Raw genomic sequence first — 13,033 nt, forward strand, 5'->3', positions numbered from 1 at the left:
TTGCATGACCGATCACGCGTTGCTTCTGGTGAATCTGGGTTCGCCTGCTTCTACTTCGGTGGCCGATGTGCGCCGCTACCTCAATCAGTTTCTGATGGACCCCTACGTCATCGACCTGCCGTGGCCGGTGCGGCGCTTGCTGGTGTCGCTGATCCTGATCAGGCGCCCAGAGCAATCGGCCCATGCCTATGCGTCGATCTGGTGGGACGAGGGCTCGCCGCTGGTGGTGCTCAGCCGTCGCTTGCAACAAGCCATGACTGCGCAATGGACCCAGGGGCCGGTTGAGTTGGCGATGCGTTATGGCGAGCCGTCCATTGAGTCGACCCTGGTGCGCCTGGCAAGCCAGGGCCACAAGAAGATCACGCTGGCGCCGTTGTATCCGCAATTTGCCGACAGCACAGTCACCACGGTGATCGAAGAAGCCAAGCGGGTAGTGCGCGAAAAGAAGCTCAATGTGCAGTTCTCGATTCTCCAGCCGTTCTACGATCAGCCGGAATACCTCGACGCCCTGGTTGCCAGCGCCAAGCCGTATCTGATGCAGGATTACGACCACCTGCTGTTGAGCTTCCATGGTTTGCCGGAGCGGCACCTGACCAAGCTCGACCCTACGGGTTTCCATTGCTTCAAGGACGCCGACTGCTGCAAAAATGCGCCGCCTGAGGTCATGGCTACGTGTTACCGCGCGCAATGCATTCGCACCGCAGACCTGTTCGCCCAGCGCATGGGGCTCAAGGATGGCCAATGGTCGGTGTCGTTCCAGTCGCGACTGGGGCGCGCCAAGTGGATCGAACCCTACACCGAAGCGCGCCTGGATGAATTGGCTAAAAGTGGCGTGAAGAAAGTGCTGGTGATGTGCCCGGCGTTCGTGGCCGACTGCATCGAAACCCTGGAAGAAATCGGTGATCGCGGGCGCGAGCAATTTCGTGAGGCGGGCGGGGAGGAGTTAGTGCTGGTGCCGTGTCTCAATGATGATGTGCAATGGGCGCAGGCGTTGAGCACCCTGTGCGAGCGGGCACCGATCGCTTTGTAAAATTCAAGGGCCCAATCGCGAGCAGGCTCGCTCCCACAATGGATCTCGAGTGTTCAAAGATCCGCTGATGTGGGAGCGAGCCTGCTCGCGATAGCTATCTGACTGGCAGCACAAAACTTCAAGCTTGAGTCAGATCAGCGGCTCATCCGCCTTCTTCTGCTTCCAGCCGTCATTGCCCGGCAGGATCAGGTTCAGGGCGATCGCCACCACCGCGCACAGCGCGATGCCTTTGAGGCCGAAGTCGTCCGGGCCGGTGCCGGTGCCTACCAGCACACCGCCGATACCAAACACCAGCGTCACCGAAACGATCACCAGGTTGCGCGCTTCGCTCAGGTCGATCTTGTGGCGGATCAGCGTGTTCATCCCCACCGCCGCGATCGAACCGAACAACAGGCACAGGATCCCGCCCATCACCGGCACCGGGATGCTTTGCAGCAGCGCGCCGAACTTGCCGATGAACGCCAGGCTGATGGCGAAGATCGCCGCCCAGGTCATGATTTTCGGATTGTAGTTTTTGGTCAGCATCACCGCGCCAGTGACTTCGGCGTAGGTGGTGTTGGGCGGGCCGCCGAACAGGCCGGCTGCCGTGGTGGCGATGCCATCGCCGAGCAGGGTGCGGTGCAGGCCGGGTTTTTTCAGGTAGTCGCGACCGGTCACGCTGCCCACGGCGATGACCCCACCGATGTGCTCAATGGCTGGCGCCAAAGCCACTGGCACGATGAACAGGATCGCTTGCCAGTTGAACTCCGGCGCGGTGAAGTTCGGCAAGGCGAACCATGGCGCGGCGGCGATTTTGGCGGTGTCCACCACCCCAAAATAAAACGCCATGGCAAAGCCCACCAGCACGCCGGAAATGATCGGCACCAGGCGGAAAATGCCTTTGCCGAACACCGCGACGATCAGGGTGGTGAGCAGCGCCGGCATCGAGATCAGCATCGCCGTCTGGTAGGCAATCAGCTCGGTACCGTCGCCGGCCTTGCCCATGGCCATGTTGGCGGCAATCGGTGCCATGGCCAGGCCGATGGAAATGATCACCGGCCCAATCACCACCGGCGGCAGCAAGCGGTCGATAAATCCGGTGCCCTTGACCTTCACCGCCAGGCCCAGGAAGGTGTAGACGAAACCGGCCGCCATCACCCCGCCCATGGTCGCGGCCAGGCCGAACTGGCCCTTGGCGAGAATGATCGGGGTGATGAAGGCAAAGCTCGATGCCAGAAACACCGGCACCTGACGCCCGGTGACGATCTGGAACAGGATTGTTCCCAGGCCTGCGGTGAACAGCGCTACGTTCGGGTCCAGCCCGGTGATCAGCGGCATCAGTACCAGCGCGCCGAAGGCGACGAACAGCATCTGCGCGCCGGATAAGACCTGGCGCCAGAGCGGATCGTTGAACTCATCCTGCATGCTCAAGCGTCCTTCTGCTTGGTACCGAAGATCTTGTCGCCGGCATCGCCCAGGCCTGGAATGATGTAGCCGTGCTCGTTGAGTTTCTGGTCGATGGAAGCGGTGTAGATGGTGACGTCGGGGTGAGCGTCTTCCACGGCCTTGATGCCTTCGGGGGCCGCCACCAGCACCATGGCGCGGATGTCACGGCAACCGGCTTTTTTCAGCAGGTCGATGGTGGCGACCATGGAGCTGCCGGTGGCGAGCATCGGATCGATGATCATTGCCAGGCGCTCGTCGATTTCCGGCACCAGTTTTTCCAGGTAGGTGTGCGCCTGCAGGGTCTGCTCGTTGCGGGCCACGCCCACGGCGCTGACTTTGGCGCCCGGGATCAGGCTCAGCACGCCTTCGAGCATGCCGATGCCGGCACGCAGGATCGGCACCACGGTGATTTTCTTGCCGGCGATTTTTTCCACCTGGACCGTGCCGGCCCAACCGTCGATTTCATAGGACTCCAGCGGCAGGTCCTTGGTGGCTTCGTAGGTGAGCAGTGCACCGACTTCCTGGGCAAGTTCGCGGAAGTTCTTCGTGCTAATGTCGGCGCGGCGCATCAGGCCAAGTTTATGTCTGATCAGCGGGTGGCGGATCTCGAGGATGGGCATGGGGAAAGCTCCGGCGGCGGGCAAAAAAACCGGCCTAGATTAATCTATCCGAGGGTGTTGTCCTATAGACAATACAGAACGTTAGTCCACAAACGCTTGATCTGGCCGGGCGGGATGCGTACCTTTGCCCGCTTTTCCGACCTGCCACCCCTGGAGAGCGCCATGTCCGCTGATCTCGAGCATATCCGTCAAATCATGCGAGAGGCTGACTGCCTGTACACCGAAGCCGAAGTCGAAGCGGCCATCGCCCGTGTCGGCGCGCAAATCAACGACCAGTTGGCCGATTCCAACCCGGTGGTGTTCTGCGTCATGAACGGTGGGCTGATTTTCTCCGGCAAGCTGCTGACCTACCTGAACTTCCCGCTGGAAGCGTCCTATCTGCACGCCACCCGTTACCGCAACGAAACCAGCGGTGGCGACCTGTTCTGGAAAGCCAAGCCGGAAGTTTCGTTCATCGACCGTGACGTGCTGATCATCGACGACATCCTCGACGAAGGTCACACCCTGGGCGCCATCATCGACTTCTGCAAACACGCCGGTGCCCGCGCCGTGCACACCGCCGTGCTGATCGACAAGGACCATGACCGCAAGGCCCGTCCGGACCTGAAAGCCGATTTCGTCGGCCTGCCGTGCATTGACCGCTACATCTTCGGCTACGGCATGGACTACAAAGGTTACTGGCGCAATGCCAACGGTATTTTCGCCGTCAAAGGAATGTAATCGATGAACCGGCCGGGTTTTCTGGATCAAGCGCTGTTCAACGAACTGGCCGAGAAAGCCACGGCCAGTCCTCGCGGGCGCCAACACCACAATTTTCATCAGATGGACGAGCCTTGCCATCGCATGGCGGTTGGCTTGCAGCCGTCCACTTACATCCCGCCGCATCGCCACCTGAGCGCTGACAAGGCTGAAACCCTGCTGGTGCTCAAGGGCCGGCTCGGTGTGTTGATCTTTGATGAAACCGGGACGGTGGTGGACAAGCGTATCCTGCAGGCCGGTGGCGATTGCCTCGGTGTCGACCTGCCGGCGGGCGTTTACCACGGTTTAGTGGTGCTGGAAGCCGACAGCCTGATGTTCGAGTGCAAGGCCGGGCCTTACCGCCCGGTGGGCGACGGTGAACTGGCCCCCTGGGCGCCCCGCGAAGGCGAGGCGGGGGTGGCGCAGTACCAGGCCTGGATGCGCGCTCAGTTCGACTGAGCGGTGCGGTAGCGAGGCTTCTGTGGCGAGGGAGCTTGCTCCCGCTGGGCTGCGCAGCAGCCCCAATTGCAGGTGGATGCTACGCACCCAAGCGGGAGCAAGCTCCCTCGCCACAAAAAGCTGCGTGGCAACAGATCAATCAGGCCGGGCTCGAGTGTGCAGCGCTACCGGCGAGCCATTTTTCGCTTTTGGCCCGTGCCTGCTCCAGGGTCTGCACATACGCCAGTTGGCGCTGCTCGCGATGGATGCCGGCGCGGCGCAACTTCAGGCGTACCCGTGGCGCGGTTGCCACCAGAATCAGGCCGATGCCCTGCTTGCGGTAGTCCTTGAGGATGCTTTCAAAAGCCGCCAGCGCAGTCATGTCCAGCATCGGCACGGCGCTCATTTCCACCACCATCACCCGAATCCCCGGATCGAATTTGCGCAGCACATCCAGGGCCTTTTCTGCCGCGCCGAAAAACAGCGGTCCGCGAATGGCGTAGCAGCGAACGTGCTCGGGCATCTCCAGCAGGGCCTGATGGAAATGGCGCGGCAGTTCGGCGGTGTCCGTCAGCTCGCTCATGCGTTTGATGAACAGCCCGGCGGCCAGCAGCAGGCCGACGGCGACGGCCAGGACCATGTCGAACAGTACGGTCAGGCTCAGGCAGGTCAGTAGCACCAGCACGTCACTGCGTGGGGCGATACGCAAGGTGTGCAGCACGTGTCCGGCTTCGCTCATGTTCCAGGCCACCATCACCAGCAACGCCGCCAGCGCTGCCATGGGCAGATAGCTGAACAACGGCGCCAGCAGCACAATCGCCCCCAATACCACGAGGCTGTGAATGATTGCGGCCAATGGCGAAAACGCGCCGCTGCGCACATTGGTGGCGCTGCGGGCAATCGCCGCCGTGGCAGTGATGCCGCCGAACAGTGGCGCCACCAGATTGCCCAGGCCCTGGCCGATCAGTTCGGCGTTGGGGTCGTGTTTACTGCCGGTCATGCCGTCGGCCACCACCGCGCACAACAGCGACTCAATGGCACCGAGCATGGCGATGGCAAAGGCAGGCCCGAGCAATTGGCGGATCAGATCGTAGGACAGTTCCAAGGAGCGGCCCTGATTGTCCGGGAGATTCCAAGGCCAGTCGAAACTCGGCAAAAATGGCGGGATGCCGGGGTAACTGATGCCGTCGACCACGTAGCTGAAACGTTCGCCCAATGTCGCGATTTCCCAGCCGCCGCTTTCCAGCGCCAGCCCCAACAGCGCACCCACCAACAGGGCGACCAGATGTCCCGGAACACGCGGCACCCAGCGCGGCCAGGCAATCAATACCGCCAGGCAGATGAGGCCGATAAGGCCGTCGCCGAGCCGGGCGCTGGGCAGCGCCGTGATCAAGGCGCCCAATTGCTCGATGTAATGCTCGGCGTTGCCGACAGTGGTCAGGCCCAACAGGTCTTTGAGTTGCAGGGTGGCAATGACCACGCCGATCCCAGCGGTAAAACCGAGAACGACCGGATAAGGAATGTACTGGATCAGCCGCCCGGCCCGCATCAGGCCCAGCGCTATCAGGATCATGCCCGCCAGCATCGTGCACAGCAGCAGGCCGCCCAGGCCGTATTGCTGGGTAATGGGCAGCAGGATCACCACGAACGCCGCTGTCGGCCCGCTCACGTTGAAGCGCGAGCCGCCGGTGAGGGCGATCAGGGGGGCGGCTACCAGCACCGTGTACAAGCCATGCTGCGGCGGCACGCCCACGGCGATTGCCAGGGCCATGGCCAAGGGGATGGCAATGATGCCGACGGTCAGCCCGGCCACCAGATCGCCACGCAGGCGATCAAGGGTGTAACCGGCGCGCCAGGTTTGGCGCCAAGCGGCGAATATCGGTGGGGCGGAGAAGGACATGGGCACTCCACGCATGAAAGAAAGGGATACATCCTGAGCTTTGCCAAACACAAAACCCGTGGCGAGGGAGCTTGCTCCCGCTCGAGTGCGTAGCGCTCGCAAAATCTTGGAACCGCTGCGCAACCCAGCGGGAGCAAGCTCCCTCGCCACAAAGGCATACACCGGCAGGCCGGGGCTGATGGCTCTTTGAGTATGCCGTGCTCGTGGCGCGGATGTATTGACCTGGATCGTTATTTTTACCGCCTGGGCTCATGCTAGAGTGCCGGGCCAAGACCCTGGAGCCTGTCATGAGTGTACTGACCCGTCGCTGCGCCGCTCTGCTGCTGATGTCCAGCCTGTCGTGGGCGGCCGTTGGCGCGCCGATGCACAATCAATTTCTGCCCCCCGACGATCTGGCGGTACGTCAGGAACAACCCGAACACCAGCAATTGCTCCAGGTCACCGAGTATTCGGTGGTGCTGGGCAATCAGCGTCAGTCCAACCAGCAACCGATACCGGTTACATCGCCGTTGCTGGTGCGCCTCAAAGGTAAACCCCTGAACAAAGGCGCCACCCTCAACCAGGTGATCCTGAACTTCGATGGCGAAAGCAAAAGCCTGAAAAAACCTGCCTTCGACGAGGCGAGCAAGACTCTGACCCTGTCTTATCCACAGGCCCAGTATCAAGTGGTGATCGATCTGCTGCGCAGCGACACGGTGTACGTGCAGTTCCTCAGCTACGCCAACGGCCATATCTGGGCCGACCTGCACACCGGCGCTGTACGCCCGCGTTGAGCCCCGAGGCCTGCCGGGGGTAAACTGCCCGCCCCCGTGAACTGTGCGAGCTGGAGCCCGGCAATGCGTAAAGACAAGAAACAAGTGATTGGTGACGAGATTGGCGATGAGCAGATCAAGCTGTTCCTCAATTTCGATCCGGTCGATGCTACTTCGCCGTCGCTGCACAAACTGATCAAGGCCTACCGTGGCCTGCGGGTCGACGACTTCGAGCGTTTTCTGACGTTTTTCGTCGAGGCCGGCTACGACCTCAACGGCAAGGATGAGCATGGCAACGATTTCGTGGCGCTGATCCAGGACCAGCGTAATGCCGAGGAATACATCGAGTTGATCAACAAGGCTCGTGGCTGATTACTTGGCGGCCTGCCTCGCAGGCCAGCGGGAGCAAGCCCCCTCGCCACGACAGCTTCTCCCATAAAAAAACGCCCCGTTCTCAGAAAGAACGGGGCGTTTTTTTATCCGGCAGAATCAAGCGAAGCTGGGTGTCTCGCTGCTTTCTTCAACCAGTTCCAGGGCGACGTTGTTCTGCGCATTGACCTTGCGATACAGCGCCGCGTCGGTTTCCAGCACTTTTTCCCGCGCCGGGAAGATCTCAGCGAGTTTGCTCGCCCATTCTCCCTTGGCTTTGTCCGGGAAGCAGCGCTCGATCAGGTCCAGCATGATCGAGACGGTCACCGAAGCACCGGGCGAGGCGCCGAGCAAGGCGGCGAGGGTGCCGTCCTTGGCCGCCACCAGTTCGGTGCCGAACTGCAGGACACCGCCTTTCTTCGGGTCTTTCTTGATGATCTGAACCCGTTGGCCGGCCACTTCCAGGCGCCAGTCCTCGGCTTTCGCCTCGGGATAGAAGCGACGCAGGGATTCCAGGCGCTGCTCCATGGACTGCATCACTTCGCTGATCAGGTACTTGGTCAGGTCCATGTTGTCCCGGGCCACGGCCAGCATCGGGCCGATGTTGCCGGCACGTACCGACAGTGGCAGGTCCATCAGCGAGCCATGCTTGAGGAACTTGGTGGTGAAACCGGCGTATGGCCCGAACAGCAGGGATTTCTTGCCATCGACCACGCGGGTGTCCAGGTGCGGCACGGACATCGGTGGCGAGCCCACGGCGGCCTGGCTGTAGACTTTGGCCTGGTGATGTTTGACCACTTCCGGGTTGTCGCAACGCAGCCACTGGCCGCTGACCGGGAAGCCACCGAAGCCTTTGCTTTCTTCGATGCCCGACGCTTGCAGCAGCGGCAATGCCGCCCCACCGGCGCCCAGGAAGACAAACTTGGCATCGACGTCACGGCTGCTGCCGGAATTGACGTCCTTGATGCTGACGGTCCAGCCCGCGCCGTTGCGCTTGAGGCCGGTGACGCGCTTGCAATACTTGACCTGGGTGTCCGGGGCGCTGGTCAGGTGCTTGAGCAACTGGTTGGTCAGGGCGCCGAAGTTGACGTCGGTGCCGTTCATGACGCGGGTGGCGGCGATGACTTCGTCAGCTGGCCGGCCCGGCATCATCAGCGGCATCCACTCGGCCATAACGGCCTTGTCCTCGGTGTATTCCATGTCAGCGAAGGCGTGATGCTGGCGCATCAGTTCAAAGCGCTTTTTCAGGAACGACACGCCTTTTTCACCCTGCACGAAGCTCAGGTGCGGGACGGGGGCAATGAAGGATTTGGATGAGCCGAACGTGCCTTTTTTGGTCAGGTACGTCCAGAACTGCTTCGACACCTCGAACTGGGTGTTGATGTGCACGGCTTTCTTGATGTCGACACTGCCATCGGCCGCCTGGGGCGTGTAGTTCAGCTCACACAGCCCGGCGTGGCCGGTGCCGGCGTTGTTCCACGGGTTGGAACTCTCCGCGGCACCGGAATCCATCAACTCGACGACTTCCAGCGAGATCGCGGGGTCGAGTTCCTTGAGCAGCACGGCCAGGGTGGCACTCATGATGCCGGCCCCTACCAGAACTACATCGACTGCTTCGTTATGCGCCATTTAACGCGTCTCCAAAATCTGCAGCACCAAATTGTCGGCATGGCGGCCAGGAGTGGCGGGGCAGGTCAGTTGCGCCCCAGGTATCCATGGCCAGGATCGCCATGTCCGAATCTTCGCAATTTTTCGCAACTACTGCGGATGCATGCAGCCTGGCCTCAGAGTCCCATGAACTCATTTAAGCGCCGGGCAGGCAATTCGACTTATGGCCGAGACATCCGTTCGTGCAACCAAATCCGTAGCGGACAGGCTTCAGGCGCCGGTTCTTGAACGATAGGCGGTCCTGTGTCGTTGGGCTGTTTCAGACGCTAATGGTGCTTGTTCAGACGCAAAACTATTCATTTGCTCGCCACACTCTCGTGAAGTTGTGAAAACCCGTTTTTTCACGCTCTTTTGAAGACGTGAACCTCAAAAAAGGGCTGTCCCAGCCTGGCACCGCGCCCGGTTTGGTTTGCCCCCATGTAATACATGACAGGCAAAACGGGCAGACAGCTCAGTGACCGAGCGTAATGACAGCTCTGCAGATTCGCGAAAAGTGGTGATTTGCTTGAAAAACAGCAAGCGCGCCAGCTTCACTCGATCTGTGTGGGCGGCTCTCTGTGGGCGGTGCGGGGTGCCAATACCAGCGCATTAGCGGTGTTGCGAGGCCCGATCAGGAGACGTCCTTATAATCGGGGGCAGATTGTATCGAAGAAACGCAGGGAAATGGTCGTGTTTAATGACTTTTATTAGCCATCCGGTCAGACGGCCAACAGTTGACGGTTGCGTGGGCGAGCGCCAAGGGTTTGCACGCGGGCGCTGGCGGGCAATGGCTGGTGCAGCCAGTTCAGGCGAATCTCTTCGATTTCCACCCAACCTTCACCCATGGGCTGCAGGTTGCATTGCTTGAATGCCTGGCAACGGCCGTTGCGGTCCAGCAGGGCGAAGCAGCGGTGCTGTGGGCGCGGAGTGAACAGGGAAATGAGAAAACGCATGGTCGGACACCGTGTCGGGGAGCTTGTGCCAAGGCTGACAGGAGGCCATGACATGCCGATGTAAGGATCATGACAATGGCATGACACGAACCGGTTTTCCCATGGGGTGTCAGACATTTGAGTATTCATCGTGCAGCGCTAGTTCACCGCCATAGCGCACCGCTATACTGCGGGCCTGTTTGTGCCCGATTCTGGAGAGAAGAGCATGTTGCAACGCCTGTTGTTCGGTTTGATCGCTGTGACCAGTCTGGCCCTCGTCGGCTGCGCCCACAGCCCGCAACAACTTAACCCGGAGCCCAAGCTCAACGCCCAACTGGCGCCCGTGGGTCGCGGCCAGCCGGTGGTGGTACGGGTGGTGGACGGTCGTCCGTCGCCGACCCTCGGCACCCGCGGCGGGCTGTACCCGGAAACCAGTGTGATCACGGTGCAGGGCGCGCAGATTTTGCCCAAGCTGCAGGCCCAGGCCGAAGCGGCGGTACGTTTGCTGGGCTTCACCCCTACCGCCAATGCGATGAATGCACCGCAACTGACCGTCACCCTGGCCGAGTTGAAGTACCAGTCGCCCAAGGAAGGCATGTATGTGACCGAAGCCACCATCGGCGCGACCTTCCGCTCCGAGGTGCAGAACGCCAATCGTCGTTACAGCGGTCGTTACGGTGCCTCGCTGGACCAGCGCTTCGGCATGGCGCCTAACCAGGACACCAACACCAAGCTGGTCAGCGACGTGTTGAGCGATGCCCTGACACGCCTGTTCAAGGACCCGACCATTGGTCAGGTGCTGGCTGAGTAAGTAGGACGTTCCGTACCCCCTGTGGGAGCGAGCCTGCTCGCGATGGCGGATCAGTCAACATTGAGGTGACTGACACTCCGCTATCGCGAGCAGGCTCGCTCCCACAGTTTTTTTGCAAGCAAGAAACCTTCATGCAGCCTGGGAATACAGCTCCAGCACGCTGATCCCAGTCAGCAGATCGGTCTCCGGAAGGTCGGCGTGTTGATGGCCGCCAAGGGCGCAATACACCAGCCAATGCCGATCCTGTACGTTGAAGGACAGGCTGCCGACGAGGTTCTGTTGTTCGTCGCTCGGGCTGATGAGATAGAGACGATCCTGGTTTTCGGCGTGGAGCATGGTGGGTTCCGGGCAGGTTTGAAGGGCGACAGGGTGGCCTATTCAGATGACGAAACCGTGACGTGAAAAATTAACCCAGGGCTTGCTGACGGATTCTGTGGCGAGGGAGCTTGCTCCCGCTGGGCTGCACAGCAGCCCCAAACTTGTCGCTGCGGTGTCTGAGGTTGATTGCCTCAGCTTCATTGGGGGCGCTTCGCACCCCAGCGGGAGCAAGCTCCCTCGCCACAAAGGAATATGGCATGCAGGGCAAGGGGATCGTTATTGGTCGGAAAAAGTGCAGTAGGCGAGGGCGCTTTCGGTAGAATTCACGCCGTTCGTAGGTCCCGGGCGCGTCCTGTCCGTTTATTGCTTGAGGTTTGTGATGTCGCTGCATTTGTTTTCGTTGTTCGCTGCTCACCCCGCCAAACTGATCAACCTGCTCGCATTGTTGTTTGCCTGCCCGGGCGGTTGGGTGCTGCATGCCACGCGTCGCCGTGAACAACGGGCGCGGGCCTGCCTTGAGGCGCGCAAGAGCGACGGCGACGAGCGATTCGAAGCCTTGCTGGACCTGGCGACCCAGCGCATGAACCGGTTTTTCTACCGTTTCGGCTTTGCCTGCCTGGGCCTGGCACTGCTGGTGTCGTGGGTCAGCACCCAGTTCTGATGGATAAAAAAAGATCGCAGCCTTCGCCAGCGCCTACAAGATGAACAATCGATTCATGTAGGCGCTGGCGAAGGCTGCGATCTTTTTGACAGGCGTCGCTTAAAGCGCCAATCCCGCCTTGACCCGATACTGATTACGCACCGGTGTCGCGTATTGCAGCACCAGGAATGGGCGGTGCTCCGCCGGGCAAGCGTCCAGCCGGCGCTGCCATTCTTCCTGGGCCTTGGCCAGTTCATCGGCGCCGAATACCTGGGCCGCTGTCGGCACCTGCAACTGCGGGTCGGCGTCGGCCCATTGGGCGTAAGCCAGGTAATGCACCGGGAACAGGCGGTAGCCGCCGAGAATCTGCCGGTCCATTTCCTGGGCCAGTTGCTTGGTGTCCTCGAACAGCTCGGTGATCGGCGCGGCGAAGTTCACGTGGACCCGACCCTTGTAGCCGGTAATGCCCTTGGCGATGCTCACGTCGTCTTCGCCCGGTGCCTTGGTGTAGGTGCCGGTGGTGGCGCGGATGTACAGCTCGCGGGCCTTGGCCTGGTCGCACGGGTCGTATTCGTAGCTGATGGACACCGGCGTGAGGTTCAGCGACTGGATGACCTCGCCGAAGGGTTCGTCCTTGCGGCTCATGTGGAACATCTTGAGGATCGCCGATTCGGTGCGGTCGTCACCGTCCTTGGCCCGACCCTCGGCCTGGGCAATCCAGATCGAGGCGCAGTCGTTGCGGATCGAGTGATTGATATAGGCCGAGAGCAACTGGTACGCGGCCATTTTTTCCCGCCGTCCGGTGATGGAGCGGTGCACGATGAAGCTTTTGTTCAGACGCATCAGATCGCTGACAAAGGGCTTCTGCAGCAGGTTGTCGCCGATGGCGATGCGTGGCGTCGGCAAGCCGGCGTGGTACACGGCGTAGTTGACGAAGGCCGGGTCCATCACGATGTCGCGGTGGTTGGCGATGAACAGGTACGCGCTACCGGATTTGAATTGCTCCACCCCGGTGTAGGTCACGCCATCGGTGGCACGCTCGATCGTGTGGTCGACATAGAACTCCACTTTGTCCTGCAAAGTGGCGACCGATGTCACGCCGGCGAACTCACGACGCAACCTTTGCGCTATAAGAGGCTTGAGCATCCAGCCGAAAGCCCCGGCCAGGCGTGGGAAGCGGAAGTGGGTGAGGATATCTAGAAACGCCTTGTCGCCGAGCAGCCGTGCCAGCACCGCTGGGACTTCGCTGTCGTCGTAAGGTCGGATGGCATCGAATTCGCCCATCATGCTCTCTTGTAGGAAACGGCTAGGGTAAGTAAAGGTTCGATCGAAAAACCGACAGGGCACGGCCTGGAAGATCCGCCAGACAAAAATAGCCCTGCAAATAGACCGGCGATTATACGCACAAGTCAC

At 60.9% G+C, this 13,033-nt stretch carries 14 protein-coding genes; 7 read left to right on the forward strand and 7 right to left on the reverse strand.

Translation table 11 applies throughout. The features are described from left to right. Positions 1 to 4: 4 nt before the first annotated feature. Entirely contained in the window at positions 5 to 1,030 is a 1,026-nt protein-coding gene (gene hemH / locus GKKCFE_RS03070; protein WP_139051139.1) for a ferrochelatase, read from the forward strand. Between the two features lie 129 nt (positions 1,031 to 1,159). Here the strand turns inward: hemH and GKKCFE_RS03075 are convergent, their stop codons facing one another. Both GKKCFE_RS03075 and upp read right to left on the reverse strand, forming a co-directional pair. After that, positions 1,160 to 2,434: a uracil-xanthine permease family protein gene (locus tag GKKCFE_RS03075; RefSeq protein ID WP_076386292.1), complete on the reverse strand. Its 1,275-nt coding sequence runs from the start codon at positions 2,432 to 2,434 to the stop codon at positions 1,160 to 1,162. A gap of 2 nt (positions 2,435 to 2,436) precedes the next feature. Then, complete coding sequence (gene upp / locus GKKCFE_RS03080; RefSeq protein WP_030138594.1) at positions 2,437 to 3,075, reverse strand: uracil phosphoribosyltransferase; 639 nt, start codon at positions 3,073 to 3,075, stop codon at positions 2,437 to 2,439. 162 nt (positions 3,076 to 3,237) lie between these two features. Here upp and GKKCFE_RS03085 point away from each other — a divergent pair, with 162 nt between their 5' ends. Continuing rightward, positions 3,238 to 3,795, forward strand: a complete 558-nt coding sequence (locus tag GKKCFE_RS03085; protein ID WP_047229412.1) for a hypoxanthine-guanine phosphoribosyltransferase — start codon at positions 3,238 to 3,240, stop codon at positions 3,793 to 3,795. Between the two features lie 3 nt (positions 3,796 to 3,798). Continuing rightward, complete coding sequence (locus tag GKKCFE_RS03090; protein ID WP_076386290.1) at positions 3,799 to 4,272, forward strand: WbuC family cupin fold metalloprotein; 474 nt, start codon at positions 3,799 to 3,801, stop codon at positions 4,270 to 4,272. Between the two features lie 139 nt (positions 4,273 to 4,411). Here the strand turns inward: GKKCFE_RS03090 and dauA are convergent, their stop codons facing one another. Further along, the gene (gene dauA, locus GKKCFE_RS03095; RefSeq protein ID WP_445577470.1) at positions 4,412 to 6,151 is read right to left on the reverse strand and encodes a C4-dicarboxylic acid transporter DauA; all 1,740 of its coding nucleotides are present in this window, start codon (positions 6,149 to 6,151) and stop codon (positions 4,412 to 4,414) included. A gap of 287 nt (positions 6,152 to 6,438) precedes the next feature. Here dauA and GKKCFE_RS03100 point away from each other — a divergent pair, with 287 nt between their 5' ends. Next, positions 6,439 to 6,924 carry a hypothetical protein gene (locus GKKCFE_RS03100; RefSeq protein WP_445577471.1) on the forward strand — a complete coding sequence of 162 codons (486 nt, stop codon included), beginning with the start codon at positions 6,439 to 6,441 and terminating at the stop codon, positions 6,922 to 6,924. Positions 6,925 to 6,987: 63 nt separating this feature from the next. After that, a complete protein-coding gene (locus GKKCFE_RS03105; protein ID WP_047229416.1) occupies positions 6,988 to 7,275 on the forward strand; it encodes a PA4642 family protein in 288 nt (95 codons plus the stop codon). Between the two features lie 117 nt (positions 7,276 to 7,392). On the opposite strand, the gene mqo is transcribed toward GKKCFE_RS03105, so the two are convergent. Then, positions 7,393 to 8,901: a malate dehydrogenase (quinone) gene (gene mqo, locus GKKCFE_RS03110; protein WP_047229417.1), complete on the reverse strand. Its 1,509-nt coding sequence runs from the start codon at positions 8,899 to 8,901 to the stop codon at positions 7,393 to 7,395. 737 nt (positions 8,902 to 9,638) lie between these two features. Continuing rightward, complete coding sequence (locus GKKCFE_RS03115) at positions 9,639 to 9,872, reverse strand: hypothetical protein (RefSeq protein WP_047229418.1); 234 nt, start codon at positions 9,870 to 9,872, stop codon at positions 9,639 to 9,641. Between the two features lie 205 nt (positions 9,873 to 10,077). Between GKKCFE_RS03115 and GKKCFE_RS03120 the strand changes: the two genes are divergently transcribed. Further along, positions 10,078 to 10,662 carry a YajG family lipoprotein gene (locus tag GKKCFE_RS03120; protein ID WP_047229419.1) on the forward strand — a complete coding sequence of 195 codons (585 nt, stop codon included), beginning with the start codon at positions 10,078 to 10,080 and terminating at the stop codon, positions 10,660 to 10,662. Positions 10,663 to 10,791: 129 nt separating this feature from the next. On the opposite strand, the gene GKKCFE_RS03125 is transcribed toward GKKCFE_RS03120, so the two are convergent. Next, the gene (locus GKKCFE_RS03125; protein WP_047229420.1) at positions 10,792 to 10,998 is read right to left on the reverse strand and encodes a hypothetical protein; all 207 of its coding nucleotides are present in this window, start codon (positions 10,996 to 10,998) and stop codon (positions 10,792 to 10,794) included. A gap of 361 nt (positions 10,999 to 11,359) precedes the next feature. Here GKKCFE_RS03125 and GKKCFE_RS03130 point away from each other — a divergent pair, with 361 nt between their 5' ends. Beyond that, complete coding sequence (locus GKKCFE_RS03130; RefSeq protein ID WP_047229421.1) at positions 11,360 to 11,641, forward strand: hypothetical protein; 282 nt, start codon at positions 11,360 to 11,362, stop codon at positions 11,639 to 11,641. A gap of 99 nt (positions 11,642 to 11,740) precedes the next feature. Here the strand turns inward: GKKCFE_RS03130 and GKKCFE_RS03135 are convergent, their stop codons facing one another. After that, the gene (locus GKKCFE_RS03135) at positions 11,741 to 12,907 is read right to left on the reverse strand and encodes a 1-acyl-sn-glycerol-3-phosphate acyltransferase (RefSeq protein WP_107322921.1); all 1,167 of its coding nucleotides are present in this window, start codon (positions 12,905 to 12,907) and stop codon (positions 11,741 to 11,743) included. Positions 12,908 to 13,033 lie beyond the last annotated feature (126 nt).

The sequence above is a fragment of the Pseudomonas sp. E141 genome, from assembly GCF_052659885.1.